The sequence below is a fragment of the Amycolatopsis xylanica genome (genome assembly GCF_900107045.1).
In the GTDB taxonomy this organism is placed as follows: domain Bacteria; phylum Actinomycetota; class Actinomycetes; order Mycobacteriales; family Pseudonocardiaceae; genus Amycolatopsis; species Amycolatopsis xylanica.
In genome coordinates this window covers 270,711-294,336 of the sequence record NZ_FNON01000004.1, presented here as the reverse complement: position 1 = coordinate 294,336, position 23,626 = coordinate 270,711, and the positions used below count along the sequence as shown (strand labels likewise).

Sequence of the window (23,626 nt, the reverse complement as noted above, 5' to 3'; positions counted from 1 at the left end):
ACCTCCAGCCTAATGATCAAGCTCAGCCGTTCGGCGGTTTCGGCTCGAAGATGCTGAATATTCCGCCCTGAGGGTCGCGCAGTTGCGCCATCGGGCCGATCGGGGTGTCGAAAGGTCCATTGAGGACGGTGCCGCCCAATGCCGTGACCCGCTCGGCGGCCGCGGCCGCGTCGGCCACCGCGAAGTAGACGTGCCAGTGGTTCGGGGTGCCCGGCACCCGTGGGTGGACGGTGCCCGCGATTCGTTCCCCGCCGACCACGAGCGCGACGTACGGCGTGTCGCCGCCGATGTCACCCGCCTCCCAGGTGGAGCCGAAAACCTGGTCGTAGAAGGAAAGCGCGGCCTCGTTGTCGGTGATCAGCTCGTTCCAGATCAGCGCGCCCGGCTCGTTGACCACGGTCGCGCCGATGTGCTGGTTCGCCTGCCACAGGCCGACCGCCGCGCCGGACGGATCGGTCGCGAAGCACATCCGGCCCGCGTCCAGCACGTCGAACGGCGGCATCACCAGCTTGCCGCCCGCCGCTTCGACACGTGCGGCCGCGGCGTCGACGTCGTCCACGGTCAGGTAGGTGTTCCACAGCGGCGGCACGCCCGGCTGCGGCTGGGCCGCGATGGCCGCGACGACGCCACCGTTCAGGACGGCCATCGAGTAGACGGCGCCGTCCGGCATCTTCTGGTCGTCGAACTCCCAGCCGAACAGCTCGCCGTAGAACGTCTTGGCCGCGTCCTGGTCGGTGGTTGCCAGGTCGACCCAGCTTGGCGTGCCCTGGAGGTAAGAAGTGCGGTGTGGCATGGCGGTTTCCTTTCTCAGGAAGTGCGGCCGGTGAACGCGATGAGGCGTTCGAGACTGGTCGCGTCTTCGGGGGCGGCCACCTCGGGGCCGAAGCGGCCCGCGCGCATCTGCGGGACGACGACCTGGCGGGCCTGCTCGAGCACGTACGAGCTGAGCTCGTCGCTCACCTCGATGGTGCGGCCGAGCGCGACCGCCACGTCCCAGGCGTGCACGAGCAGTTCGAGCGACACGATGGCCGCGGTCAGCGAAGCGGCCCGCTCGTTCGGGCCGACCTGGATGACGCCGTCGAGCCCGCGGGCCCGCCAAGCGTCGATCGCGTGCCTGCCCGCTGCGGCGACCTTGGCCTCGTGCGTGCCGTCGGCCACCGTTTCCAGCGGCTTGCCCGCGATCGCGCTGAGACTGGTCAGTGAGCCGAGCAGATGCTCGACGACCTGGTCGATGTCGAAATCGGCGCAGGGCGTCTGCCGGGTGCCGTCCTCAGGGCCGACTTCGTGCAGCGTCGCCACACAGATCTTCAGCGAGGCTTCGGCGGCGGCCAGTTGGTCGGTCACGGGACCTTCGGGCATCGGGGGAATCTCCCTCACTCCGGGTTACTTTAGCGATGACTAAAATAGCTCGCCCGCCGGATTGAGGCAAGCTTTAGCCGTCGCTAAACTCACCCGTATGGACGCATTGGCCGTGGTCGCCGAACCCCGCCGCCGCGCGATCCTGCGGCTGGTGTGGGACGCCGAGCGCTCCGCGGGCGAGGTCGCGGAGCATTTCGAGGTCACCTTCGGCGCGGTGTCGCAGCACCTCGGGGTCTTGCGGCGCGCCGGTCTCGTCAGCGTCCGCAAGGACGGGACGCGCCGGTTCTACCGCGCCAACCGCGAGGCGCTGGGCCCGCTGGTGCATTGGCTGGAGCAGATGTGGGCCACCGAGCTCGACCGTCTCGCCGAGCTGGCCGAAGCGGCCGAGCGCGAGGAGACGGCATGACGCCCGAGGTGGTAGTCGAGCGGCGGATCAACGCCTCGCAGGCGACCGTGTTCTCGTTCTTCACCGACAGCGCGCGCTGGCTGTCGTGGATGGGCGTCGAGGCCGAGCTCGACGCGCGCCCAGGCGGCGTCTTCCGGATGCTCGTGCGCGGAGACGACACGGCGGCGGGCGAGTTCGTGCTCGTCGAGCCGCACAGCCGCATCGTCTTCACCTGGGGCTGGGAGGCCGAGGGCAGCCCGGTGCCGCCCGGCTCCAGCACCGTCGACATCACCTTGGAGGCCGACGGCGCCGCCACGAACCTCCGCCTGCGCCATCGCGGACTGCCGGTCGAGATGTTCGCGGCGCACGGCAAGGGCTGGAACCACTACCTCGACCGCCTGGTCGTCCGCGCGGGCGGCGGCGATCCCGGCGCCGACGAGGGCTACCCCGAGTCGTGAGTGTTCCGGCCGGTTAGAACCGGCCGGAACACTCACGACCCCTTAGGACACAGTGCTGAACCACTTCGTCCAGCGCTCGTTGAGCGCGTCGAAGTCGTCGTAGCCGTAGGTGGTCAGCACGGCCAGGCAATGGCCGCCCGGCTTGGGCGCGTCGGCGACGATCAGCAGGCCGAGCGAGTCGACGGTGAGCGCGATCTGGAGTTCGCTGCGCGAGTAGACCTCGCCCGCGAAGGTGTCGCCGGTCGGCAGCGTCACGGTGTACGCGCCGTCGATGCCGGCCACACCGAGCCGCGCCCGCAGCGAGTCGCCGGGCACCGGCCCGTGCAGGAAGACCGTCTGGCGTTCGGCGAGACCGTGCCGCTCCAGGCCGAACCGCAACTGAACCAAGAAGGTCCGCCAGCCCTCGGTGATGTCGTCGTAGTACGCCTCCCACTCCGGGTTCGCGCCGCGCGGGCCGCGGGTGAGGCGGACGACCGTGCCGCCGGGCGCGGAATGCAGGCTGAATCTGTCGCCGCCGGTCTCCAGGACGTGGTTCTCGGCGTCCTCGATGACGTCGTCGAAGTAGATCATGCGGATCTCGGCGTCGAGGCTGTCGAGATGCCAGCCGTGCCAGCGCCGGATGAGCTCCGGGTCGCGCATCGCGCGCCAGACCTCGTCGGCCGGCGCCGCGATGGTGACCTCGATCTTGAGCGGTTCCTCGGTCATGACTTGCTCCCTGCTGACTGAAACGGTGCGGGGTACCCGGCGCCGACCAGGCGGTACGGCCTGCCATCCGGGGTGTCGAAGGCGGCGACGACGTCGGCGATCGCGCCGGCGAGCGTCTCGGTGAACCGGTGCACGTCGGCCGGGGCCTCGAAGCGGACCTCGGTCTCCAGCGTGAAGGTGAGCAGGCGGCGGCCGTCGCGCTCGGCCGCGGACTGCATGCGGGCGACGTCGCGGACCGTCGCGGACGCCGTGTCGATGAGGTGCTCGGCGGCGTGCCGGTCGCCGTCGGCCGGTCCCGGCGGGCGGCCGAGCACGTCGGGGTCCACTACGTAGGAATCGGCTGTGGCGCGCAACACCCGCTCGATGAACCCGCGGCGGCGGCGCTCTTCGACGAGCTCGACCAGCCCGGCTTCCTCGAGTTGCTTGAGGTGATAGCCGAGCCGCTGACGGGGCATCTCCAGCTCCGCTGCCAGCTCGGATGCCGAAGCCGGGGTGCGCAGCCGGGTGAGCAGGCGCAGCCGCAACGGCGACAGCGCGCGGCGGAGCTGCTCCGGCTCTTCGAGCAGATCGTGCGTCGGCATGGCACCACGATCCTCTTGACAGTTTATTCTGTCAAATGAGCCGATGATCTTGTCGGACCGGCGCGTTAGGGTTCAGCACGTGGAGAACTCGACCGATGAGCGGGTGCCTGCTCGCAAGGTGCTCGGACTCGCCGTACCCGCCCTCGGCGTGCTGGCGGCGGAACCGCTGTACGTACTCGTGGACACGGCGGTGGTCGGGCATCTCGGCGCGCTGCCGCTCGCGGGGCTGGCGCTCGGCGGCGTGCTGCTTTCCCAGATCTCGGGACAGCTGACCTTTCTGTCCTATGGCACGACTTCGCGGACCGCGCGGCTGCACGGAGCGGGCAGGCGCGCGGAGGCGGTCGGGGAGGGCGTGCAGGCCACCTGGCTCGCGCTCGTGGTCGGCGTGGTCGTGCTCATCGCCGGGCAGCTGCTGGCGTATCCGGTCGCGCGCGGGCTTTCGGGCAGCGATGAGATCGCCGACTCGGCCGTCTCGTGGCTGCGGATCGCGTTGTTCGGCGCGCCGCTGATCCTGGTGACGATGGCGGGCAACGGGTGGATGCGCGGCGTGCAGGACACCGTCCGCCCGCTGCGCTTCGTGCTGGCGGGCAACGCGATTTCCGCCGTGCTGTGCCCGGTGCTGGTCTACGGGCTGGACTGGGGACTCGAAGGCTCGGCCATCGCGAACGTCGTCGCGCAGGTGATCTCGGCGTCGATGTTCCTCGCCGCACTGGTCCGCGAGAAGGTCCCGCTGCGGCCCGATTTCAAGCTCATGCGCGCGCAGCTCGGCCTGGGCCGCGACCTCGTCTTGCGCAGCCTGGCCTTCCAGGCCTGTTTCATTTCCGCGGCGGCGGTCGCCGCGCGGACGTCGACGGAAGCCGTTGGCGCGCACCAGGTCGTGCTGCAGCTGTGGACGTTTTTGGCGCTGGTGCTCGATTCCGTGGCCATCGCCGCGCAGTCGCTGATCGGCGCGGCGCTCGGCGCGGGCTCCAGCAAGCAGGCTCGCGGGGTCGCCACGCAGATCACCCGCTACGGCCTGCTGCTCGGCTGTGTGCTGCTCGTCATCTTCGCCGCGCTCACACCGGTGCTGCCGAACGTGTTCACCTCCGACGCCGCCGTGCTCGCCGAGATCCCGCACGCGTGGTGGTTTTTCGTTGTGCTGCAACCGATCGCGGGTGTCGTGTTCGCGCTCGACGGGGTGCTGCTCGGCGCGGGCGACGCGGCGTTCCTGCGCAACGCGACGCTCGGCAGCGCCGCGCTCGGGTTCCTGCCGCTGATCTGGCTGTCACTGGCGTTCGGCTGGGGACTGGCCGGGATCTGGACCGGGCTCACGTTGTTCATGCTGCTCCGGCTGGCGTCGCTGCTCTGGCGCTGGCGGTCGGGGGAGTGGGCCGTCGTCGGCGCGGTCCGGACCAATTGACCCTGCGCGGTCGCCCGGGTTAACCTCAGTGGCGAGGGCGCCTCCTCACAGTGTCGGTATTCACTATGGAGGTGCCTTTTTCGTGAGCACGAAGATTCGGCAACGTCGCCGAGCCGGTGTGATCCTGCTGGTCGCGTCGCTACTGGCGCTGACGGGGTTCGGCGGCACGGCCGCCGCCGAGGCCGACTACACCCAGAGCGTCGTGAGCCTCGGCGCGACGCAGGCGCAGATCTCGTTCACCCCGACCACACCCGCGCTCTACGTCGACGTGCACTACCTGGTCAACGGCGCGAACCAGCAGAACGTCCGGATGGTCAACGGCAGCGGGACCTGGCGGCACACCGTCGGCTCGCTCAGTTCCGGAAACGTGCTGGATTACTGGTTCACCTATGAGAAGAACGGTCCCCAGTACGACACTCCGCACTACTCGTACACCCACGGCAACACCGCCTCGCAGGTGGCGACCCCGACGTTCAGCCCACCCGGCGGCAGCTACACCTCCGCCCAGTCGGTGACGCTCTCCACCGCCACCGCGGGCTCCACCATCCGGTACACGGTGGACGGATCGACGCCGACGGCCTCGTCGCCCCAGTACACCGGGCCGATCAGCGTCCCGTCTTCGCGGACGATCAACGCGATCGGCATCAAGTCCGGGTTCACCACCTCGGCCGTGGCCAGCGCGACTTACACGATCGGCACGAGCGCGGGCTGTCCCACACAGCCGGAGGTCCCGAACTTCGGATCGAACGTGCGCATCTTCGACCCCGGCATGTCGGCGACGGCGATCCAGTCGCAGCTCGACGCCGACTTCAACCAGCAGAAGGACACGCTGACCGCGCAGTTCACCGAGCGGCGGTACGCGCACCTGTTCAAGCCGGGCACCTACAACGGCATCCACGACGACGTCGGCTACTACACCTCGGTGGCCGGTCTCGGCCAGAACCCCGGTGACGTGGTGATCAACGGTGACGTGACCGTCGACGCGTTCAACGAGTCCGATCATGGTGTGGCGCTGCAGAACTTCTGGCGCTCGACGGAGAACCTGGCGGTCGTGCCCAGCAGCGGCGCCACCCGCTGGGCGGTCGCGCAGGCCGCGCCGTTCCGCCGCATGGACATCCGCGGTGGCCTGAACCTCTTCCCGGCCAGCTACGGTTTCGCGTCCGGCGGCTACACCGCGGACTCGAAGGTCTCCGGCAAGACGGCGTCGATCTCGCAGCAGCAGTGGTACACCCGCGACAGCAACTACGGCAGCTGGGAGGGCGGCGTCTGGAACATGGTGTTCTCCGGCACGAACGGCGCGCCGGCCAACACCTTCCCGAACCCGCCGGAGACCACGCTCGGCACCACCCCGGTCTCGCGCGACGTGCCGTACCTCTACCTCGACGGCGCGGGCAAGTACCGGGTGTTCCTGCCTTCCTTGCGTACCAACGCGTCCGGCCCGTCCTGGGCCAACGGCAGCACGCCGGGCACGTCCCAGTCGATGAGCACGTTCTACGTCGTCAAGCCGGGCGACAGCGCGTCGACCATCAACACGGCCTTGTCCCAGGGCTGCAACCTGTTCTTCACGCCGGGCGTCTACCACCTCAACCAGACGCTCAACGTGACGAAGGCGAACACGACCATCCTCGGCATCGGCTACCCGACTTTGGTGCCCGACAACGGCGTCAACGCCATGCAGGTCGCCGACGTCGACGGTGTCCGCCTCAAGGGCCTGCTCTTCGACGCGGGCACGACCAACTCGCAGTCGCTGCTCACGGTCGGCCCGTCCGGCTCGTCCGCGGGCCACGGCGGCAACCCGACCACGTTGCAGGACGTGTTCTTCCGCATCGGCGGCCAGTTCGCCGGCAAGGCGACCAACAGCCTGATCGTCAACAGCAACGACGTGATCATCGACCACATCTGGGCCTGGCGCGCCGACCACGGCAGCGGCGTCGGCTGGACCTCGAACACGGCCGACACCGGGCTGCTGGTCAACGGCAACAACGTGCTCGCGACCGGGCTGTTCGTCGAGCACTACCAGAAGTACCAGGTGATCTGGAACGGCCAGAACGGCCGGACGATCTTCTTCCAGAACGAGATCCCCTACGACGTACCGAATCAGGCGGGCTGGATGGCCCCGAACGGCCGCAACGGCTATGCCGCGTACAAGGTCGGCGACAACGTGACCTCACACGAGGCATGGGGCCTGGGCAGTTATTGCTTCTTCGACACCAACCCGGCCGTGAACCTCTATCACGCCTTCGAGGTGCCGAACCGCAGTACCGTCCGCTTCCACAACCTGCTCACGGTTTCCTTGAACTACAAGGGAACCATCACCCACGTCATCAACGACACCGGCGCCGTGACCCCCACGGGCACGGTCCCCGTCAACGTGGTGTCCTACCCCTAAAAGGAGGTCGTGAGTGGTATGGCCGGTTCTAACCGGCCGTGCCACTCACGACCCCTTGCGAGCTTCGCGGACCTTGCGGTCGGTCACCCAGCGGACGAAGGGCGCGGCGAGCGGGCCGAGCCCGGCCAGCAACGCCATCGACCGGTCCGGATAGACCGCGAACCGCTCACGCTCGATCGCGCGCACGATCTTCGCGGCGACCGCCTGGGCCGTCATCGGCTTGACCGCGCCGCTGATCGCCGCCGTCTCCGCGGGCTTGAACTCGTTCTCCTCGGCCAGCTGCGGGGTGTCGACGTCCGGCGGGTACACGCAGCCGACGTGCACCCCGTGCGGCCGCAGCTCCCCGCGCAGGCATTCCATCAACCCGCGGACCGCGAACTTCGCCGGGCTGTAGGCGGTGTAGCCGTAAATCCCGAGCAACGCCGTCGCCGACGAGATCGCCACGATCGACCCGCGGCCACGCTCGACCATCGACGGCGCGACCGCACGAATCGGATAGAGCGTGCCGAAGTAGTCGACTTCGACCATTTGCCGGAAAACGGAATCCTCGAGCTCCAAGAAGTGCCCCGGCCGCGCTTGGCCCGCCGAAGTCACCAGCACATCGCAAGGTTCCAAGGAGTGCAAAGCCGAGGTGATGGCCCGCTGATCGGAAACGTCCACCGCGACGGTATGCGCGACGCAGCCGGAGGCGCGCAAGGACACCGCGGCCGCCTCCAACCTGACACTGTTGCGGGCGATCAGCGTCACCGAAGCGCCACGCCGGGCGAGCATGAACGCCGTGGCCAAGCCGATGCCGCTGGAACCGCCGGTGATCACCGCGTGCGCTCCGCGCAGGGACGTCATAACATGAACGATATTCAGCTCAGCAGCATGTGTCCAAAGCCACCGCGATAACGGGTATGTTTCGCCATTGCTTAGGCGATACAAATATCGAGGCGGCAACGCGGGCGTCTCCGTCATGCCGTCTACCCCTGCAGGGAGGATCACCGTGCGCCGGGCCTGGCTCATCTGGATGACCGCCGCCGCCGTCTATCTGCTCGCCGTCTTCCACCGGACCTCGTTCGGTGTGGCCGGGCTGCAGGCCGCCGAACGCTTCGGCGTCGGCGCCGCCGCGCTCGGCATGTTCACCGTGCTGCAGGTCGGCGTCTACGCCGCCATGCAGATCCCGACCGGCGTGCTCGTCGACCGGTACGGCCCGCGCAAGATCCTCACCGCCGCGCTGCTCACGCTCGGCCTCGGCCAGATCCTGCTCGCGCTCGCGCACTCCTACGCGCTCGGCCTCGTCGCCCGCGGCGTGCTCGGCGTCGGCGACGCGCTCACCTTCGTCAGCGTGCTGCGGCTCGCGGCCGCGCACTTCCCCGGCCGCCAGTACGCCATCGTCACCGCGCTCACCGCGGCGATCGGCTACATCGGCAACCTCGCCGCGACCGTCCCGCTGAGCCTGCTGCTCGACGGTCCCGGCTGGACGCCCACGTTCCTCATCGCGGGCATCGTCACGGTCGTCTACTCGAGCGTCGTGGTCCTGCGCGTCAAAGATCTGCCGGACGGCGTCACCGCGCCGAAGATCGAACCGGTCCGCCCGCGTGAACTCGGCCGCCAGGTGCGCTCGGTCTGGCGCGAGCCAGGCACCCGGCTCGGCTTCTGGGTCCACTTCAGCACGATGTTCGCGCCCAACGTGCTCACCATGCTCTGGGGCGTCCCGTTTCTCGTGCAGGGACAAGGGTTTCCGAAGTCGACGGCCAGCACCCTGCTGACCGTCTTCGTCTTCGGCTCGATGGCGGGCGGCCCGCTCACCGGGGCGATCATCGGCAAGCACCCGTCACTGCGCATGCCGCTCGTCGGCGGCTACCTGGCCACCGCGACCGCGATCTGGGCCGTGCTGCTGAGCTGGCCCGGCCAGGTCCCGCTGGCGCTGCTGGTGCCCGCGTTCGCGATCCTGGCGCTCGGCGGCCCGGCCTCGATGATCGGCTTCGCGCTCGCCCGCGACTACAACCCGCTGCACCGAGTCGGCACCGCGACCGGTGTCGTCAACGTCGGCGGGTTCGTCGCGACCACGATCGCCGCGCTCGGCGTCGGCGTCCTGCTGGAACTGACCGGCGGCAACTTCCGCGTCGCGCTGCTGGTGCTGGTTGCCGTGCTCGCGTTCGGCTCGTTCCGGATGATCGTCTGGTGGCGCCGCACCCGTGCCCATCTCTTCGCCGCACAGGCACGCGGCGAAGAGATCCCGGTGCGCGTCACTCGCCGCCGCTGGGACTCCGAACCGCTGGCAGCGTAGGCCGGAACCGGAACGCCCGGAACACCTCCGGGTCCTGGAACACGACGTTGTGCGTGATCCCGGCCGGTGTCACGGTGAAGATCTGCAGTGTGTGCAGGTGATACCGGCCGTCCTCGCCCAGGCAGTACGCGATCGTCGCGGGCTGCCCGTTCGCCGACGTCGGCACCATCCGCCAGCCGGTGCCGCGCATGTCGTAAAGCCGCGCCATGAACCGCCCGTAGTCGGCCTTCCCGGAGTACCACAAGGGAACCGGCGGCATCTCCAAGACGGCGTCGTCGGTCAGCAACGCGACGAGCCCGTCGATGTCGGCCGCCTCGAACGACCGGATGTAGCGGTCGATCACCGCGCTCACGTCGCCGGGCTCGGAGACCGAGGACTCGGCCGTGCCCGAGATCCCGGCCCGCGCCCGCTGCAGCGCGCTGTTGACCGACGCGACCGAGGTGTCCAGCTGGGACGCGACCTCCGCCGCGCTGAACTCCAGCACGTCACGCAGGATCAGTACCGCGCGCTGCTTCGGCGGCAGCAGCTGCATCGCGGCGACGAGCGCCAGCCGCAAGCTGCCCCGCCGCACGACCCGCGCCGCCGGGTCGTCGAGTCGCGCGTCGGGGAACGGCTGGAGCCACGGCACCTCGAAGTCGGGCACGAGCGGGCTGCCCGGATCGTCGGACGGACCGCCGAGCCCGGCTGGCAACGGCCGCCTGGCCCGGCCTTCCAGCGCCGACAAGCACGCGTTCGTCGCGATCTTGTACAGCCACGTGCGCACCGAAGCCCGGCTCGCGTCGTAGCGCTCCCACGCCCGCCAGGCCTTGAGCAGTGCCTCTTGGACCAGGTCTTCGGCCTCGTGCACCGATCCGAGCATGCGGTAGCAATGGACCACCAGCTCGCGCCGGAACGGCTCAGCGTGGGTCGCGAAGTCCAACGGGCCTCCCTAGGCAGGCGTGTTCGAGTACGCCGCGACCAGCCAGCGGCCATCCTCCTTGGACAGCACCCAGGTGGCGCGCCGTTCGCGCTCGGCGGGGACCTCGGTCTCGCCGGCCATGATGATCCCAGCTTTGCTCACCACGACAGCGGTGTTTCCGAGAATCCGGGTGTCCTGCGGTTCGTCGATCCCGCGCGAGCCACGCAGCGGCCCGGCGAAGCCCGCCTTCATGTGCGCGTGGATGGCGGCCCTGCCCTGATGGAACACGCCGGGCATGGTCACGGTCGCGTCCTCGCGGTACACCTCGGCGAACGCGTCGGCGTCGTTGTCGGCCCAGGCGGTGTAGATGGTGTCGAAGAGTGCCTTGATCTCGTTCATGGGAACCTCCTGCGTAGTGGTCGGTCGCAGGGGTATACCGGCGGGCTCACCGGAACTCATCGGTCGCGCGAAAAAAAGATTCGCGGGCGCTGAAAGACTGCTGCCATGACCGTCGAACTGGTGCCCGCCGGCGAGGCCGACAAGCCCGTGCTGGAAAACTTGCTCCAGTTCTACCTCTACGACTTCTCCGAGATCCGCGGCGAGCGGCTCACCCCGCACGGCACCTTCACCTACCGGTACCTCGACTACTACTTCCTGGGCGACGACCGTGAGGCCTGGTTCATCACCGTCGACGGCGAACTCGCCGGCTTCGCCTTCGTCCGCGGCGATCTCGCCGAAGACTGGAACGTCGGCGAGTTCTTCGTGCTGCGCAAGTTCCGGCGCCAGGGGGTGGCGACCGAGGCGGCCAGGCTGCTCTTCACCACCCATCCCGGCGAGTGGACGCTGAGCTTCGACCACGGCAACGCGCCCGCCGTGGCCTTCTGGCCCGCCGTCGCCCGTGCCGTGGCCGCGGGGCCCGTCGAGGTCGACGACGCATACGCCCACGAGTCCGGCGCGCCCAGTACCCGCCTCCGCTTCCACGTCGCCGACCTTTAAGGTTTCGGCGTGTCCCAGCCGAAAAAGCCACGCCGTCCCGCCCCGCCGCCCGGTCTCGTCATCGTCGACAAGCCCGCTGGCATGACCTCGCACGATGTCGTCGCCAGGGCGCGGCGGTTCATGGGCACCCGCAAGGTCGGCCACGCCGGCACCCTCGACCCGATGGCCACCGGCGTGCTGGTGCTGGGCATCGAACGCGCGACCAAGCTGCTGGGCCACCTCGCGCTCGACCGCAAGACCTACCTCGCGACCCTCTCGCTCGGCTCCTCGACGACCACCGACGACGCCGAGGGCGAGGTGCTCACCACGGCCGACCCGGCCAAGGTCACCGACGAAGCGATCGCCGCCGGGATCGCCGAGCTGACCGGCGACATCATGCAGGTGCCCAGCGCGGTCAGCGCGGTCAAGATCGACGGCAAGCGCGCCTACGCGCGGGTCCGCGCGGGTGAGGACGTGGTCATCCCGCCGCGCCCGGTCACCGTCTACCGGTTCGACCTGCTCGCCACCCGCCGCGAGGAAGACCGCATCGAACTCGACGCGATCGTCGAATGCTCCTCGGGCACGTACGTGCGCGCGCTCGCGCGTGACCTCGGCGCCGCGCTCGGCGTCGGCGGTCACCTGCTCGCGTTGCGGCGCACCACGGTCGGGCCGTTCACGCTGGCGAAGGCACGCACGCTCGATCAGCTTGAGGAGAAGCCCGAGCTGTCACTTGATCTAGATTCAGCCGTGGCGGCGGCGTTCCCGCGCCGGGACCTCGACGCGGCGACCGCCAAAGCCGTCCAATATGGACAGAGGATCCCGTCGGCCGGGATCGAGGGGACCTACGGGCTGTTCGGACCGGATGGACGTGTCCTCGCTCTCGCTTCCGACGCCGAGGGCGTGGCCAAGTCGGTGGTAGTGCTCCTTCCGGCCTAGGGTGAGGAACGTGTCGATGGGGAAGGCGGGCGAAGTGCAGCGTTGGCGTGGTTTGGGAGACCTCCCCAGTGGCTGGGGCCGGTGCGTCGTCACGATCGGGGTCTTCGACGGCGTGCACCGGGGACACCAGGTGCTGATCAACCGGACCGTGGAGGTCGCGGCCGAGCGCGGGCTGCCCGCCGTGGTGCTGACCTTCGACCCGCACCCGTCCGAGGTGATCCGCCCCGGCAGCCACCCGGCGCAGCTGACCACGCTGCGCCGCAAGGCCGAGCTGGTCGAGGGGCTGGGCGCGGACGTCTTCGCGGTGCTGCCGTTCACGCTGGAGCTGTCCAGGCTGAGCCCGCACGAGTTCGTGCACGAGGTGCTCGTCGACCGGCTGCACGCGGCCGCGGTGATCGTCGGCGAGAACTTCACCTTCGGCAACAAGGCCGCCGGCGACGTCGAACTGCTGCGCACGCTGGGCAAGCGCTTCGGGTTCACCGCGCAGGGCGCCGAGCTGCAGGGCCGGTCGGTCGCGGAAAGCGAGATCACCTTCTCGTCGACGTACGTGCGCTCCTGCATCGACGCGGGTGACGTGCAGGCCGCCGCCGAGGCGCTCGGGCGCCCGCACCGCCTCGAGGGCATCGTCGTCAAGGGCGACGGCCGCGGGCACGACCTCGGCTACCCGACGGCGAACCTGTCGACGCCGCGCTTCGCCGCGGTGCCCGCCGACGGCGTGTACAGCTGCTGGTTCACTCGATCGGCTGACCCGAGCCGCAGGCTGCCCGCCGCGGTCTCGGTCGGCACCAATCCGACCTTCTCCGGCCGCGAACGCACGGTCGAGGCGTTCGTACTCGACATAGACGAGGACTTCTACGGCCAGCACGTCGCGCTCGACTTCGTGGCGAAGCTGCGTGACCAGGTGAAATTCAACTCGTCCGAGGAGCTGGTCACCCAGATCGACGACGACGTGGTCCGCACGCGCAAGGCGCTGGAACTGGGCGATTAGCCGGAAATCGCACTGGCACGACGTCCCACCTGGCAAGATGCTTGACGGGGCACAAGCAAGCCGAACGTAAGGGGAGTGCGGAGCACAGTGGAGGACCACAAGATCGTCCAGCGGAACATCGCGTTGCAGCGCGAGTGGTACGGGGAGCCGCTGGGTGACCGCGTGCGCAGGCTGGTGGTCGCCTTCGACGTTTCGCAGGCCTTCCTCGCCGAAGTGCTGGGCATCAGCGCCCCGATGCTCAGCCAGGTGATGAGCGGCCGGCGCGCCAAGATCGGCAACCCGGTCGTGCTCGCCAGGATGATCATGCTGGAGCGCAAGATCCTGGTGCCCGGTGTCGCCGCGGGCCACCGCGACGCGATGCAGCAGGCACTCGAGGACGTCCGCGACTCGCGGCCGACCGTCGGCCGCGACAGCATCCCGGTCGGCGCGGTCGCCGACGACCACTCGGTGTTCGCCGCGCTGCGCGAGATCGCCGAGGACGAGGACCTGAACGAGGCCGCCAAGCGGCTCGACGAGGATTTCCCGGCGCTGGCCGACCTGCTCCGCCGCGCGGGCAAGCAGGCCCCATGATTCTTTTCACGGCGCTCCTCCCGCCCGAAGACGTCGTCACGGCGTTGGAGGCGGAGCTCGCCCGCCAGGGCGTCGACCCCGCGCTGCGCTGGTCTCCGCCGTCGAACTGGCATGTGACGCTGGGCTACTACGGCGACGTGCCCGAGATCCCGGATCTCGCGCTGAGTGGCCGCCCCGCACCCCGCCTGTGGATCGAGGGCGCGGGAACATTTCCCGGCGTGCTGTGGTTGAACGTCGCAGGTGAGGAGCTCGCCGAGCTGGCGGCCGCGGCCGGAGCGGGCGCGGACGGCCGAAAATACCGTCCGCATCTGACGCTCGCGCGCTACGCTAAGGAAGATCCGGATGCGGGCAAGGCCTGGGCCGAGCGCCTGATGCCATTCCGCACCGAGCCGTGGGTCGCGCGGGAGGCAGTCCTCATGCGCAGCGACCGTGACGAGCGCGGGACCAGCTACCGGGTGGTCGAACGCTACCCGCTGAACGGCTGAACCCGCTGCTGGCGTAACCTTGACAGTTGGGTCCGGCTGCAGTCCGTGGCGGCCGTGACCGTCTCACCCGGCGTGATCGATCGTCCGGGCCACACGGCACCAGAAAACTAGGAGTTAGTCAGTGGCTCTGTCCACCGAAGAGAAGAAGTCGATCCTTTCCGAGTACGGCGTGCACGACTCGGACACCGGATCCCCCGAAGCCCAGGTCGCGCTGCTCACCAAGCGCATCGTCGGCCTCACCGAGCACCTCAAGGCTCACAAGCACGACCACCACTCGCGTCGCGGGCTGCTGCTGCTGGTCGGCCGTCGCCGCCGGCTGCTCAACTACGTGATGAAGGTGGACATCGAGCGGTACCGCGCGCTGATCCAGCGTCTCGGCCTCCGCCGATAGCTTGACCCCGAGGGGGAGTGGCCGACGGTCGCTCCCCCTCGGTCTAGAACCGGCGCGAGCGCGTTCGCAGGAGCCGTCCGCCGGTCCTCGGTAGTGGTTTCCGGGCACGAGGCCCGGAGGCTTCGATCGAAGACCGGCCTCTTTCCTCGAACGTCCTCAGGCGAAATGGGTCCCAGGGTGGGAGACTCGCGCCGTCACGAAGGAACCAAAGAGGAGATACACCCTATGACCGACTCCACCGGAGTCACCGTGCACGAAACCGAAGCCGTTCTCGACAACGGCCGTTTCGGCACCCGCACCGTCCGCTTCGAGACCGGCCGCCTGGCCCGTCAGGCCGCGGGCGCCGTCGTCGCGTACCTCGACGAAGAGACCATGCTGCTCTCGGCGACCACCGCCTCGAAGCACCCGAAGGAGCACTTCGACTTCTTCCCGCTGACCGTCGACGTCGAAGAGCGCATGTACGCCGCGGGCCGCATCCCCGGCGCGTTCTTCCGCCGCGAGGGCCGCCCGTCCACCGACGCGATCCTCACCGCCCGCCTGATCGACCGGCCGCTGCGCCCGTCCTTCACCGACGGTCTCCGCAACGAGATCCAGGTCGTCATCACCGTCCAGAGCCTCAACCCGGACGACCCGTACGACGTGCTGGCGATCAACGCCGCGTCCGCCTCCACCCAGATCGCGGGCCTGCCGTTCTCCGGCCCGATCGGCGGCGTCCGCGTCGCGCTGATCGACGGCCAGTGGGTCGGCTTCCCGACCTGGAAGCAGCTGGAGGAGGCCACCTTCAACATGGTGGTCGCCGGCCGCATCGTCGGTGACGACGTCGCCATCATGATGGTCGAGGCCGAGGGCACCGAGAACACGCTCGACCTGGTCGCCGCGGGCGCGCAGGGCCCGAACGAGAAGACCGTCGCCGAGGGCCTCGAGGCCGCGAAGCCGTTCATCCGCGCCCTGTGCGAGGCGCAGCAGCGCCTGGCCGAGGTCGCCGCGAAGCCGACCGGCGAGTTCCCGGTCTACCTGCCCTACGAGCAGGACGCGTACGACGCCGTCGCCGCGACCGCGACCGACGACCTCGCCGCCGCGCTGCAGATCCCGGGCAAGCAGGACCGTGACGCCGCCACCGACGCCGTCAAGGTCGCCGTGCTCGAGAAGATCGGCGTCGGCGAGGGCGAGGCCTTCGAGGGCCGCGAGAAGGAGATCGGCGCGGCCTTCAAGTCGCTGTCGAAGAAGATCATGCGCAAGCGCGTCCTCACGGACAAGATCCGCATGGACGGCCGTGGCCTGACCGACATCCGCCAGCTCTCCGCTGAGGTCTCGGTCATCCCCCGTGCGCACGGCTCGGCGCTGTTCGAGCGCGGCGAGACCCAGATCCTGGGTGTCACCACGCTGAACATGCTCCGCCTGGAGCAGCAGATCGACGCGCTGTCCCCGGAGACGCACAAGCGCTACATGCACCACTACAACTTCCCGCCGTTCTCCACCGGCGAGACCGGCCGCGTCGGCTCGCCGAAGCGGCGCGAGATCGGCCACGGCATGCTCGCCGAGCGCGCGCTGCTGCCGGTGCTGCCGAAGCGTGACGAGTTCCCGTACGCGATCCGCCAGGTCTCCGAGGCGCTGGGCTCCAACGGCTCGACCTCGATGGGCTCGGTCTGCGCGTCCACCATGGGCCTCTACAACGCCGGTGTGCCGCTGAAGGCGCCGGTCGCCGGTATCGCCATGGGCCTCATCTCCGACGAGGTCGACGGCGAGACCCGCTACGTCGCGCTGACCGACATCCTCGGTGCCGAAGACGCCATGGGCGACATGGACTTCAAGGTCGCGGGCACCAAGGACCTGATCACCGCGCTGCAGCTGGACACCAAGCTCGACGGCATCCCCTCCGAGGTGCTCGCCGCCGCGCTGAACCAGGCGAAGGACGCCCGTCTCACCATCCTGGAGGTCATCGCCGAGGCGATCGACGGCCCGGACGAGATGAGCCCGTTCGCCCCGCGCGTCACCAGCGTGAAGGTCCCGGTCGACAAGATCGGCGAGGTCATCGGGCCGAAGGGCAAGATGATCAACTCGATCACCGAGGAGACCGGCGCCGACATCTCCATCGAGGATGACGGCACGATCTACGTCGGTGCCGCGGACGGCCCGTCCGCGCAGGCCGCGATCGACAAGATCAACGCCATCGCCAACCCGCAGCTCCCGAAGGTGGGCGAGCGCTTCCTGGGCACCGTCGTCAAGACGGCCGCCTTCGGCGCCTTCGTCTCGCTGCTCCCGGGCCGCGACGGGCTGGTGCACATCTCGAAGCTGGGCAACGGCAAGCGCATCGCCAAGGTCGAGGACGTCGTGAACGTCGGTGACAAGCTCCGCGTGGAGATCGCCGACATCGACAACCGCGGCAAGATCTCCCTCATCGTGGTCCGCGAAGAGGAAGAGGCCGCGAAGCCCGCCGAGGCCGAGGCCGCCGAAGCCAAGTAGGTCTGTTTCTCATAAGTGGCTCGTAAAGGCCTCCTTCACCCGTGTGAAGGAGGCCTTTGCGCACACGTTAGGCATGTGAAGGATCATGGCGCAGATTCCCGGGTTTGAGCAGGCGATAGGCAGTACCCGCACGCTGGAGTCCACTTCGGACGGTGCGGTGGTCAAGCGGACGGTGCTGGCCGGTGGGCTACGGGTGATCACCGAGCACGTCCCGGCCTCGCGGTCGGCGACCGTCGGGCTGTGGGTCGGCGTGGGCTCGCGTGACGAGCCGTCGAACGTCGCGGGCGCCGCGCACTACCTGGAACACTTGCTGTTCAAGGGAACCGCGAACCGCGACGCCACCCAGATCGCCGAGGAGATCGACGCGGTCGGCGGCGAGTTCAACGCGTTCACCGCCAAGGAGCACACCTGCTACTACGCGCAGGTGCTCGACCAGGACCTCCCGCTGGCGATGGACCTGGTGACCGACGTGGTCTTCGAGGCGCTGTGCGCGGACGCCGACGTGGACACCGAACGCAGCGTCGTGCTCGAAGAGATCGCCATGCGCGACGACGACCCCGAGGACCTGCTGCACGAGACCTTCGTCAGCGCGATACTGGGCAGTCACCCGCTCGGGCTGCCGGTGCTGGGCACCGAGGAGTCGATCACCGGGATGTCGGCGTCGGCGTTGCGCGGGTTCTACAAGCGCCGCTACACGATGCCCCGGATGGTGCTCGCCGTCGCGGGCAACATCGACCACACGCAGGTGCTTCGCTTGGTGCGCAAGGCTTTGCGCGATCGGCTCAGTGGCGCCGAGACGCCGGTGGCCGCACGCATGGGCCGCGCTCGCATCCCGGTGACGCGCAAACTCGCGCTGCACACCGACGACACCGAGCAGGCGCACGTCATGCTCGGCCTCAAGGCACTGTCCCGCCACGACGACCGCCGGTTCGCGCTGTCGGTGCTGAACGCGGCGATCGGCGGCGGCATGAGCTCCCGGCTGTTTCAGGAGATCCGCGAGCGCCGTGGCCTGGCGTACCAGGTGTACTCGTCGACCGCGAGCTACTCCGACACCGGGCACATGGCCGTTTACGCGGGCTGCCAGCCGGAGAAGCTCGGCGAGGTGGCGGGCGTGATCCGCGAGGTGCTCGACGGCGTCGCGCTGGACGGCCTGACCGACGCGGAGGTCAAGCGCGCCAAGGGACAGCTGCGCGGCGGGCTCGTGCTGGGCCTGGAGGACACGTCGTCGCGGATGTCGCGGATCGGCAAGAACGAGCTCAATTACGGCCGCTACCTGGGCGTGGACGACACGGTCGCGCGCATCGACGCGGTGACGACCGAAGAGGTCTGTGCGCTCGCTCGCACTCTCCTTCGCCGACCGGGTGGCGTGTCGGCGGCCGCCGTCGTGGGGCCTTACGCTCACTCCGACGACCTTCCAGACGATCTTCACGAGGTGATCGCGTCATGACCGATTTGATCCGCGTAGGTGTGCTCGGCGCGCGTGGCCGGATGGGCGCCACGGTCGTCAAGGCCGTCGAAGGCGCCTCCGACATGGAGGTCGTGGCGGCGATCGACGCCGACGACGCGCGTTCGCTGAACGGCGCGCAGGTCATCGTCGACTTCACCCACCCCGACGCCGTGATGGACAACCTCCGCTTCGCCATCGACAACGACGTGCACGCGGTCGTCGGCACCACGGGCATGAGCGAGGAGCGGCTCGCCCAGGTGCGTGAGTGGCTCGCGGCGAAGCCCGGGCTTGGCGTCCTGATCGCCCCGAACTTCGCTCTGGGCGCGGTCCTCGCGATGCGCTTCGCCCAGCAGGCGGCGCGTTTTTATGCCTCGGCCGAGATCATCGAGCTGCACCACAACCGCAAGGCCGACGCCCCGTCCGGCACCGCCGGTCACACCGCGCAGATGATCGCCCAGGCCCGCAAGGAAGCCGGCGTCACGCCCGGCCCCGACGCCACGACGGCCGAGCTGGCAGGCGCCCGCGGCGCGCTGGTCGAGGACGTCCGCGTGCACTCCGTGCGGCTGCCCGGCCTCATCGCGCACGAGGAGATCCTGTTCGGCGCGGAGGGGGAGACCCTGACCATCCGCCACGACTCGATGGACCGCACCTCGTTCATGCCCGGCGTGCTGCTCGGTGTGCGTGAGGTCCTCCAGCGTCCGGGCCTGACCGTCGGCTTGGAGAACGTGCTCTCGCTGTGAAAGCCAGGAATGTCGCGCTGCTGCTGACGGCGGCGCTGGTCGTGTATTTCGTTCTGCTGGCAGGCCGTGCCCTCGCGTTGTTCCAGGCCGGTGGCACGGTCCCGGTGCTGCTCGGCATCGGCGTGCTTCTGCTGCCGCTGCTGGGTGTTTGGGTCGTGGTGTCCACCTGGCGTTCCGGCCTGCGCATCCAGCACCTGGGCCGCCGCCTGGACGAAGAGGGCGGCCTGCCGGACATCTCGGACCTGCCCCGCCGCGCCTCCGGCCGCGTCGAGCGCCAGGCGGCCGACGTCTGGTTCGACGCCCGCCAGGCCGAGGTCGAGGCCGACCCCGAGGACTGGCGCAACTGGTACCGCCTCGCGTTCGCCTACGACATCGCGGGCGACCGCCGCCGCGCCCGCGAAACCATGCGCAAAGCGGTCACCCTGGAGGCAAAGGAGTCGTGAGTGTTCCGGCCGGTTCTAACCGGCTTAAACACTCACGACCCCCGGGGCCGCTCGCCTACAGCCGGGCCCTGAACGGCCTGCGCGAGTGGTAACTCTGCTCCGTTGGATGCAGCAGAGTTATCACTCGAGCAATCCACACGGCTCGCCCTGGCCTGATCGCGCAGCGAGGGAGCCCTCAAGTCTTACAACGCTTTCCCCCCAAGGACCGGCCGCAACACTCACGACCCCGGGGTCAGAAGTGGAAGACCCCGGCGAACATCGCGGGGGCCGCGGCCAGCAGGCTGAACCGCAGTCCGCGCCCGAGCAGCCCGCCGATCAGGAACGTCGACATCGGCATCCGGACCATCCCGGCCAGCACGGTGGTGGCCATGAACGGCGGCAGCCCGATGACCGCGCTCACCCCGTACGTCCCGGTCATCCAGTGCGGGTGCCGGTGGCAGCGCTCGCGCAGCGCGTCGATCCAGGCGCGGAACTTCTTGGTACGCAAGCGCATCCGCTCACGCCGCGGCGTCGGCGGGCGCTCGCGGTGCAGCCGGTCGTGCAGCACCTTGGGCAGCTTGATCGACCCGCGCGCGGCCAGGTAGTACAGCAGCTTCCCGGCGATCTGGCCGACCGCGACCACGATGCCCACGGCGAGCCACGGCACGTCCGGCCTGCTCGCGACCAGCCCGAGCACGAACACCTCGACGCTGATCAACGGCACGATCGCGGAGCCGAACGCGACACCGAGGGTCACGCACAGCCATCCCAGCATCGCTCACCTCCCCGAGTCGCCGTTATGCCCAAGTTATCAGCCGGAAAACGCGGGCACCCTGAGGTAAACCCCCGTATCCGGGGTGGTGCCAGCGATAAAAGATCACCTGTTCGCCGTCTTGCGGTCACCTTGCGCTGGAAACCTGGCCTGGTGGAAGAGCACAGCCGGTTCTCCCGGTTCTGCGCCGCCGTCGTGCGCCGCCTGCCCTTCGGGCTGTCCCGGATCATCGCGCCGAATTTCCTCGGCTTCGCGCTGATCAACGGGTTCACCTTCGGGGTCGACCTCGCCTTGCTGACCTTGTTCCACGGCTGGCTCGGCCTGCCGGTCTGGCTGTCGATCACGCTGGGCTACGTCGGCGCCTTCGCGCTCAGCTTCGTGCTGAACCGCAAGCTGAACTTCGAGTCGCACGCGCCCGCGGGCCGCCAGGTGGTGCTGTACGTGATCGCCATCGCGATCAACTACGCCGTCTTCCTGCTCGGCGTCGGCAGCGGCCTGACCGCGCTCGGCGTCCAGTATCACCTGTCGCGGATCCTGGCGGGCGCCTGCGAAGGCGTGTTCATGTACAGCGCGATGCGGTGGGTGGTGTTCGCACCGGGCTCACGCGAGCGCGAGGTCCAGCGTGCCGGTTAGCCGCACCTCGCGGATGGTCGTCTCGCCGGTGTCGAGCACCCGGACGGTGCCATCCGGGTTCCACCCGGCGCGCCGGTAGAACCCCAGCGCGGGGTGGTCGGACTGACCGACCCAGCTGATGCCGCGCTCGGCGCCGAGCTCACGCAGGCCCTGTGCGGCCGTGCCGAGCAGGCGTCCGGCATGTCCTCGGCGACCCCACCGCGGCTCTACCAGCAGTGATGCGATGAGTCCCGTCTTGGCCGCGTCGTCGGGCAGCGCTCCGGAGGCGTCCGCGACCTCACTCTCTGGCGCGATGCCCGCGACGCAGAAACCGACGTTGAACTCGCCTTCGGTGGCCAGGTAGACCGTGCTGAACGGGAACTCGATCGCGTCCGTCCACTGCTGCTCGGCGTCGACGGCGTCCAGCGCCGCGAGCGCGCCGGGCAGGTCGGCGTAGGCGGCCTCCCAGGCGACCCGCTGGATCCGGGCGATCTCCTTGGCGTCTTCCACGGTGGCCAGGCGAACTCGGGCGATGCTCATGCTGGTGAAACCTAGTGGGTCAGTTTTTGTCGGTGGGTCGTGGCACCATCGGCGACATCATGGAAACGATGAGTCTGGCCGTCGCGCGCCGCACCGCGCTGGCCGCACAGGGGTTCGCCGACCCACGTCCCGCCTCGCAGCCGACGAGGCGGCATCTGCAGCGCGTGCTGTCCCGGGTACAGCTGATCCAGCTCGACTCGGTCAACGTCGCGGTCCGCGCCCACTACGCGCCGCTGTTCTCCCGGCTCGGCGCGTACGACGCCGCGCTGATCGACGAGGCCGCGTGGACGCACACGGCCAAGCGCCCGCGCATGCTGGTCGAGTACTGGGCGCATGAGGCGAGCCTGTTGCCGGTGCAGGACTGGCCGCTGCTGCGCTCGGGCGCGAAACGGCAGGGCTGGTGGCGGAACTATTCGTCCCTTGTGGACAAATCACCGGCGCTGATCGACGACATCCTGGCCGTGGTCAAGGAACTCGGCCCGATCGGCGCGGGCGGCATCGAGCGCGAGCTCGGCGCCGAAGGCCGCGGTCCCGGCGCGTGGTGGGACCGGTCGGAGGTCAAGAAGGTCTGCGAGTGGCTGTTCGGCATGGGCCAGCTGACCACCGGCACCCGCCGTTCGTTCGAGCGATTGTACGACCTCACCGAGCGCGTCATGCCGCCGGAAGTGTTGTCCCGCAAGGTTTCCCCGGAGGAGGGCGCCCGCGAGCTGATCACCAGGTCCGCGGTCGCGCTCGGCGTCGCCACCGAGACCGATCTGCGCGACTACTACCGCCTCGGCCCCGGCGAGACCAAGCAGGCCGTCCGCGAGCTCGTCGAAACCGGTGTGCTGGAGCCGGTCTCGGTGCGCGACTGGAAGGCCCAGGCCTACAGGCACGTCCAGGCCAAGACACCCCGTTCGATCACCGGCCGCGCGCTGCTCTGCCCGTTCGATCCGCTGATCTGGGAGCGCGCCCGCACCGAGCGCCTGTTCGGTTTCCGCTACCGCATCGAGATCTATGTCCCGGAGCCCCAGCGCGTCCACGGTTATTACGTGTTCCCGTTCCTCCTCGACGGCGAACTGGTCGCCCGAGTAGACCTGAAGTCGGACAGGTCCGCCAGCGTCCTCCGCGTCCAGGGCGCCTTCGCCGAGCCCGACGCCGACAACGCCCGCGTAGCCATGGAACTCGCCGCCGAGCTCAAGCTGATGGCCGCCTGGCTCGGCCTCGACGGCGTCCAGGTAGGGGAGCGAGGTGACCTCGCCAAGCCCCTCCGCAAACTCACGCGCTAGCCGCGGCCGTCGTGAGTGGTACGGCCGGTTCTAACCGGCCATACCACTCACGACCCCGCTCAGGTCAGCACCAGGTTCAGGGTGATCTTGGTGTCGGTGTCGGTCGCGTGCTCCCCGATCCCGTCCCCACGCGCGGTCCGGTATTTCCCGGTCCCGCCGATCACGGCGATGGCGAACGTCTTCCCGGGACTGGGGATCTCCCGGATGTGCATGTTGTTCAGATGCAATTCCCCGTCCGGCAGCCGGAGCACGATCTTGTTCTGGACGACCAGTTTCACCGGCAGCCCGGGAATGATGTCGACCACCATCCCGTTGACCGACCCATCCCCGATCTGCACCCCGTCCTTCCCATGCACGGTCACCGACGCGAAGAACACCGTCCCCGCCACCACATTCGCCCCAGGAACACTGGGCAGCGACGTAGCGGTCCGCCGCGAGATCACCTCGACGACCTCGTCAACCCCCTTGCTCACGGCAACGGTCCCCACGGCTCCCGCGGCCGCGACAGCAGGCACCGCGAACATCGCCGCCCGCCTCGAAAGGTCACTCACCCCGACCACTCCCTCCC

27 protein-coding genes are annotated in these 23,626 nt (G+C 69.2%); 17 read left to right on the top strand and 10 right to left on the bottom strand.

Annotated elements, in window-relative coordinates:
- Positions 1-22: 22 nt before the first annotated feature.
- Together BLV57_RS20290 and BLV57_RS20285 are read right to left on the bottom strand one after the other, a co-directional pair.
- Positions 23-793 (bottom strand): VOC family protein, encoded by a 771-nt coding sequence (locus BLV57_RS20290; protein WP_091291044.1) that lies wholly within the window; start codon positions 791-793, stop codon positions 23-25.
- A gap of 14 nt (positions 794-807) precedes the next feature.
- Positions 808-1,359 (bottom strand): TIGR03086 family metal-binding protein, encoded by a 552-nt coding sequence (locus tag BLV57_RS20285; protein ID WP_091291041.1) that lies wholly within the window; start codon positions 1,357-1,359, stop codon positions 808-810.
- A gap of 97 nt (positions 1,360-1,456) precedes the next feature.
- Here BLV57_RS20285 and BLV57_RS20280 point away from each other — a divergent pair, with 97 nt between their 5' ends.
- Together BLV57_RS20280 and BLV57_RS20275 are read left to right on the top strand one after the other, a co-directional pair.
- Entirely contained in the window at positions 1,457-1,765 is a 309-nt protein-coding gene (locus tag BLV57_RS20280) for an ArsR/SmtB family transcription factor (protein WP_091291039.1), read from the top strand.
- Positions 1,762-2,202 carry an SRPBCC family protein gene (locus tag BLV57_RS20275; RefSeq protein ID WP_091291038.1) on the top strand — a complete coding sequence of 147 codons (441 nt, stop codon included), beginning with the start codon at positions 1,762-1,764 and terminating at the stop codon, positions 2,200-2,202. The genes BLV57_RS20280 and BLV57_RS20275 overlap by 4 nt, the downstream gene beginning before the upstream one ends.
- 42 nt (positions 2,203-2,244) lie before the next feature.
- Here BLV57_RS20275 and BLV57_RS20270 read toward each other — a convergent pair whose 3' ends face one another.
- Positions 2,245-2,907: an SRPBCC family protein gene (locus BLV57_RS20270; RefSeq protein ID WP_091291036.1), complete on the bottom strand. Its 663-nt coding sequence runs from the start codon at positions 2,905-2,907 to the stop codon at positions 2,245-2,247.
- Entirely contained in the window at positions 2,904-3,488 is a 585-nt protein-coding gene (locus tag BLV57_RS20265; RefSeq protein WP_091291034.1) for an ArsR/SmtB family transcription factor, read from the bottom strand. Before BLV57_RS20265 ends, BLV57_RS20270 begins: the two co-directional genes overlap by 4 nt.
- A 79-nt stretch (positions 3,489-3,567) precedes the next feature.
- Here BLV57_RS20265 and BLV57_RS20260 point away from each other — a divergent pair, with 79 nt between their 5' ends.
- Complete coding sequence (locus BLV57_RS20260; protein ID WP_245757419.1) at positions 3,568-4,887, top strand: MATE family efflux transporter; 1,320 nt, start codon at positions 3,568-3,570, stop codon at positions 4,885-4,887.
- A gap of 82 nt (positions 4,888-4,969) precedes the next feature.
- Positions 4,970-7,276 carry a chitobiase/beta-hexosaminidase C-terminal domain-containing protein gene (locus BLV57_RS20255; protein WP_091291028.1) on the top strand — a complete coding sequence of 769 codons (2,307 nt, stop codon included), beginning with the start codon at positions 4,970-4,972 and terminating at the stop codon, positions 7,274-7,276.
- Positions 7,277-7,321: 45 nt separating this feature from the next.
- Here BLV57_RS20255 and BLV57_RS20250 read toward each other — a convergent pair whose 3' ends face one another.
- Positions 7,322-8,119, bottom strand: coding sequence for an SDR family oxidoreductase (locus BLV57_RS20250; RefSeq protein WP_091291026.1), 798 nt, complete (start codon positions 8,117-8,119; stop codon positions 7,322-7,324).
- A 115-nt stretch (positions 8,120-8,234) separates the two neighbouring features.
- On the opposite strand from BLV57_RS20250, the gene BLV57_RS20245 reads away from it, so the two are divergent.
- Positions 8,235-9,551, top strand: coding sequence for an MFS transporter (locus BLV57_RS20245; RefSeq protein ID WP_091291023.1), 1,317 nt, complete (start codon positions 8,235-8,237; stop codon positions 9,549-9,551).
- On the opposite strand, the gene BLV57_RS20240 is transcribed toward BLV57_RS20245, so the two are convergent.
- Together BLV57_RS20240 and BLV57_RS20235 are read right to left on the bottom strand one after the other, a co-directional pair.
- Positions 9,511-10,470: a sigma-70 family RNA polymerase sigma factor gene (locus BLV57_RS20240; RefSeq protein WP_091291020.1), complete on the bottom strand. Its 960-nt coding sequence runs from the start codon at positions 10,468-10,470 to the stop codon at positions 9,511-9,513. The genes BLV57_RS20245 and BLV57_RS20240 overlap by 41 nt on opposite strands.
- A gap of 9 nt (positions 10,471-10,479) precedes the next feature.
- Positions 10,480-10,848 (bottom strand): SgcJ/EcaC family oxidoreductase, encoded by a 369-nt coding sequence (locus BLV57_RS20235; RefSeq protein WP_176968726.1) that lies wholly within the window; start codon positions 10,846-10,848, stop codon positions 10,480-10,482.
- 105 nt (positions 10,849-10,953) lie between these two features.
- On the opposite strand from BLV57_RS20235, the gene BLV57_RS20230 reads away from it, so the two are divergent.
- From BLV57_RS20230 to BLV57_RS20185, 10 genes are all read left to right on the top strand, one after another.
- Positions 10,954-11,445 carry a GNAT family N-acetyltransferase gene (locus BLV57_RS20230; RefSeq protein ID WP_091291014.1) on the top strand — a complete coding sequence of 164 codons (492 nt, stop codon included), beginning with the start codon at positions 10,954-10,956 and terminating at the stop codon, positions 11,443-11,445.
- A gap of 9 nt (positions 11,446-11,454) precedes the next feature.
- Positions 11,455-12,360, top strand: a complete 906-nt coding sequence (gene truB, locus BLV57_RS20225; RefSeq protein WP_091291011.1) for a tRNA pseudouridine(55) synthase TruB — start codon at positions 11,455-11,457, stop codon at positions 12,358-12,360.
- Positions 12,361-12,394: 34 nt separating this feature from the next.
- A complete protein-coding gene (locus tag BLV57_RS20220) occupies positions 12,395-13,348 on the top strand; it encodes a bifunctional riboflavin kinase/FAD synthetase (protein WP_218134861.1) in 954 nt (317 codons plus the stop codon).
- Positions 13,349-13,435: 87 nt separating this feature from the next.
- Positions 13,436-13,918 carry a helix-turn-helix domain-containing protein gene (locus tag BLV57_RS20215; protein WP_091291005.1) on the top strand — a complete coding sequence of 161 codons (483 nt, stop codon included), beginning with the start codon at positions 13,436-13,438 and terminating at the stop codon, positions 13,916-13,918.
- Positions 13,915-14,403, top strand: coding sequence for an RNA 2',3'-cyclic phosphodiesterase (thpR, locus tag BLV57_RS20210; RefSeq protein WP_091291003.1), 489 nt, complete (start codon positions 13,915-13,917; stop codon positions 14,401-14,403). Before BLV57_RS20215 ends, thpR begins: the two co-directional genes overlap by 4 nt.
- A gap of 121 nt (positions 14,404-14,524) precedes the next feature.
- Positions 14,525-14,794: a 30S ribosomal protein S15 gene (gene rpsO / locus BLV57_RS20205; protein ID WP_091291000.1), complete on the top strand. Its 270-nt coding sequence runs from the start codon at positions 14,525-14,527 to the stop codon at positions 14,792-14,794.
- A gap of 225 nt (positions 14,795-15,019) precedes the next feature.
- Positions 15,020-17,257 carry a polyribonucleotide nucleotidyltransferase gene (locus tag BLV57_RS20200; protein WP_091290998.1) on the top strand — a complete coding sequence of 746 codons (2,238 nt, stop codon included), beginning with the start codon at positions 15,020-15,022 and terminating at the stop codon, positions 17,255-17,257.
- An 85-nt stretch (positions 17,258-17,342) separates the two neighbouring features.
- Positions 17,343-18,704, top strand: a complete 1,362-nt coding sequence (locus BLV57_RS20195; protein ID WP_425426011.1) for a M16 family metallopeptidase — start codon at positions 17,343-17,345, stop codon at positions 18,702-18,704.
- A complete protein-coding gene (dapB, locus tag BLV57_RS20190; RefSeq protein ID WP_091290993.1) occupies positions 18,701-19,444 on the top strand; it encodes a 4-hydroxy-tetrahydrodipicolinate reductase in 744 nt (247 codons plus the stop codon). The genes BLV57_RS20195 and dapB overlap by 4 nt, the downstream gene beginning before the upstream one ends.
- Positions 19,441-19,887, top strand: coding sequence for a hypothetical protein (locus BLV57_RS20185; RefSeq protein ID WP_091290990.1), 447 nt, complete (start codon positions 19,441-19,443; stop codon positions 19,885-19,887). Before dapB ends, BLV57_RS20185 begins: the two co-directional genes overlap by 4 nt.
- A gap of 232 nt (positions 19,888-20,119) precedes the next feature.
- On the opposite strand, the gene BLV57_RS20180 is transcribed toward BLV57_RS20185, so the two are convergent.
- Positions 20,120-20,641 (bottom strand): hypothetical protein, encoded by a 522-nt coding sequence (locus BLV57_RS20180; protein ID WP_091290987.1) that lies wholly within the window; start codon positions 20,639-20,641, stop codon positions 20,120-20,122.
- Between the two features lie 150 nt (positions 20,642-20,791).
- On the opposite strand from BLV57_RS20180, the gene BLV57_RS20175 reads away from it, so the two are divergent.
- Positions 20,792-21,271 (top strand): GtrA family protein, encoded by a 480-nt coding sequence (locus tag BLV57_RS20175; protein ID WP_245757418.1) that lies wholly within the window; start codon positions 20,792-20,794, stop codon positions 21,269-21,271.
- Here BLV57_RS20175 and BLV57_RS20170 read toward each other — a convergent pair.
- Entirely contained in the window at positions 21,239-21,790 is a 552-nt protein-coding gene (locus tag BLV57_RS20170; RefSeq protein ID WP_091290983.1) for a GNAT family N-acetyltransferase, read from the bottom strand. The genes BLV57_RS20175 and BLV57_RS20170 overlap by 33 nt on opposite strands.
- 59 nt (positions 21,791-21,849) lie before the next feature.
- Between BLV57_RS20170 and BLV57_RS20165 the strand changes: the two genes are divergently transcribed.
- A complete protein-coding gene (locus BLV57_RS20165; RefSeq protein ID WP_091291918.1) occupies positions 21,850-23,058 on the top strand; it encodes a winged helix-turn-helix domain-containing protein in 1,209 nt (402 codons plus the stop codon).
- 59 nt (positions 23,059-23,117) lie between these two features.
- Here BLV57_RS20165 and BLV57_RS20160 read toward each other — a convergent pair whose 3' ends face one another.
- A complete protein-coding gene (locus BLV57_RS20160) occupies positions 23,118-23,531 on the bottom strand; it encodes a hypothetical protein (protein WP_091290980.1) in 414 nt (137 codons plus the stop codon).
- Between the last annotated feature and the right edge of the window lie 95 nt (positions 23,532-23,626).

Excerpts from the sequence above, each read along its gene's own strand:
- BLV57_RS20290 (WP_091291044.1), bottom strand. The coding sequence starts at position 793 with ATGCCACACCGCACTTCTTACCTCCAGGGCACGCCAAGCTGGGTCGAC.
- BLV57_RS20285 (WP_091291041.1), bottom strand. The coding sequence starts at position 1,359 with ATGCCCGAAGGTCCCGTGACCGACCAACTGGCCGCCGCCGAAGCCTCG.
- BLV57_RS20280 (WP_091291039.1), top strand. The coding sequence starts at position 1,457 with ATGGACGCATTGGCCGTGGTCGCCGAACCCCGCCGCCGCGCGATCCTG.
- BLV57_RS20275 (WP_091291038.1), top strand. The coding sequence starts at position 1,762 with ATGACGCCCGAGGTGGTAGTCGAGCGGCGGATCAACGCCTCGCAGGCG.
- BLV57_RS20270 (WP_091291036.1), bottom strand. The coding sequence starts at position 2,907 with ATGACCGAGGAACCGCTCAAGATCGAGGTCACCATCGCGGCGCCGGCC.
- BLV57_RS20265 (WP_091291034.1), bottom strand. The coding sequence starts at position 3,488 with ATGCCGACGCACGATCTGCTCGAAGAGCCGGAGCAGCTCCGCCGCGCG.
- BLV57_RS20250 (WP_091291026.1), bottom strand. The coding sequence starts at position 8,119 with ATGACGTCCCTGCGCGGAGCGCACGCGGTGATCACCGGCGGTTCCAGC.
- BLV57_RS20245 (WP_091291023.1), top strand. The coding sequence starts at position 8,235 with ATGCCGTCTACCCCTGCAGGGAGGATCACCGTGCGCCGGGCCTGGCTC.
- BLV57_RS20235 (WP_176968726.1), bottom strand. The coding sequence starts at position 10,848 with ATGAACGAGATCAAGGCACTCTTCGACACCATCTACACCGCCTGGGCC.
- BLV57_RS20230 (WP_091291014.1), top strand. The coding sequence starts at position 10,954 with ATGACCGTCGAACTGGTGCCCGCCGGCGAGGCCGACAAGCCCGTGCTG.
- thpR (WP_091291003.1), top strand. The coding sequence starts at position 13,915 with ATGATTCTTTTCACGGCGCTCCTCCCGCCCGAAGACGTCGTCACGGCG.
- BLV57_RS20200 (WP_091290998.1), top strand. The coding sequence starts at position 15,020 with ATGACCGACTCCACCGGAGTCACCGTGCACGAAACCGAAGCCGTTCTC.
- BLV57_RS20195 (WP_425426011.1), top strand. The coding sequence starts at position 17,343 with ATGGCGCAGATTCCCGGGTTTGAGCAGGCGATAGGCAGTACCCGCACG.
- dapB (WP_091290993.1), top strand. The coding sequence starts at position 18,701 with ATGACCGATTTGATCCGCGTAGGTGTGCTCGGCGCGCGTGGCCGGATG.
- BLV57_RS20180 (WP_091290987.1), bottom strand. The coding sequence starts at position 20,641 with ATGCTGGGATGGCTGTGCGTGACCCTCGGTGTCGCGTTCGGCTCCGCG.
- BLV57_RS20170 (WP_091290983.1), bottom strand. The coding sequence starts at position 21,790 with ATGAGCATCGCCCGAGTTCGCCTGGCCACCGTGGAAGACGCCAAGGAG.
- BLV57_RS20165 (WP_091291918.1), top strand. The coding sequence starts at position 21,850 with ATGGAAACGATGAGTCTGGCCGTCGCGCGCCGCACCGCGCTGGCCGCA.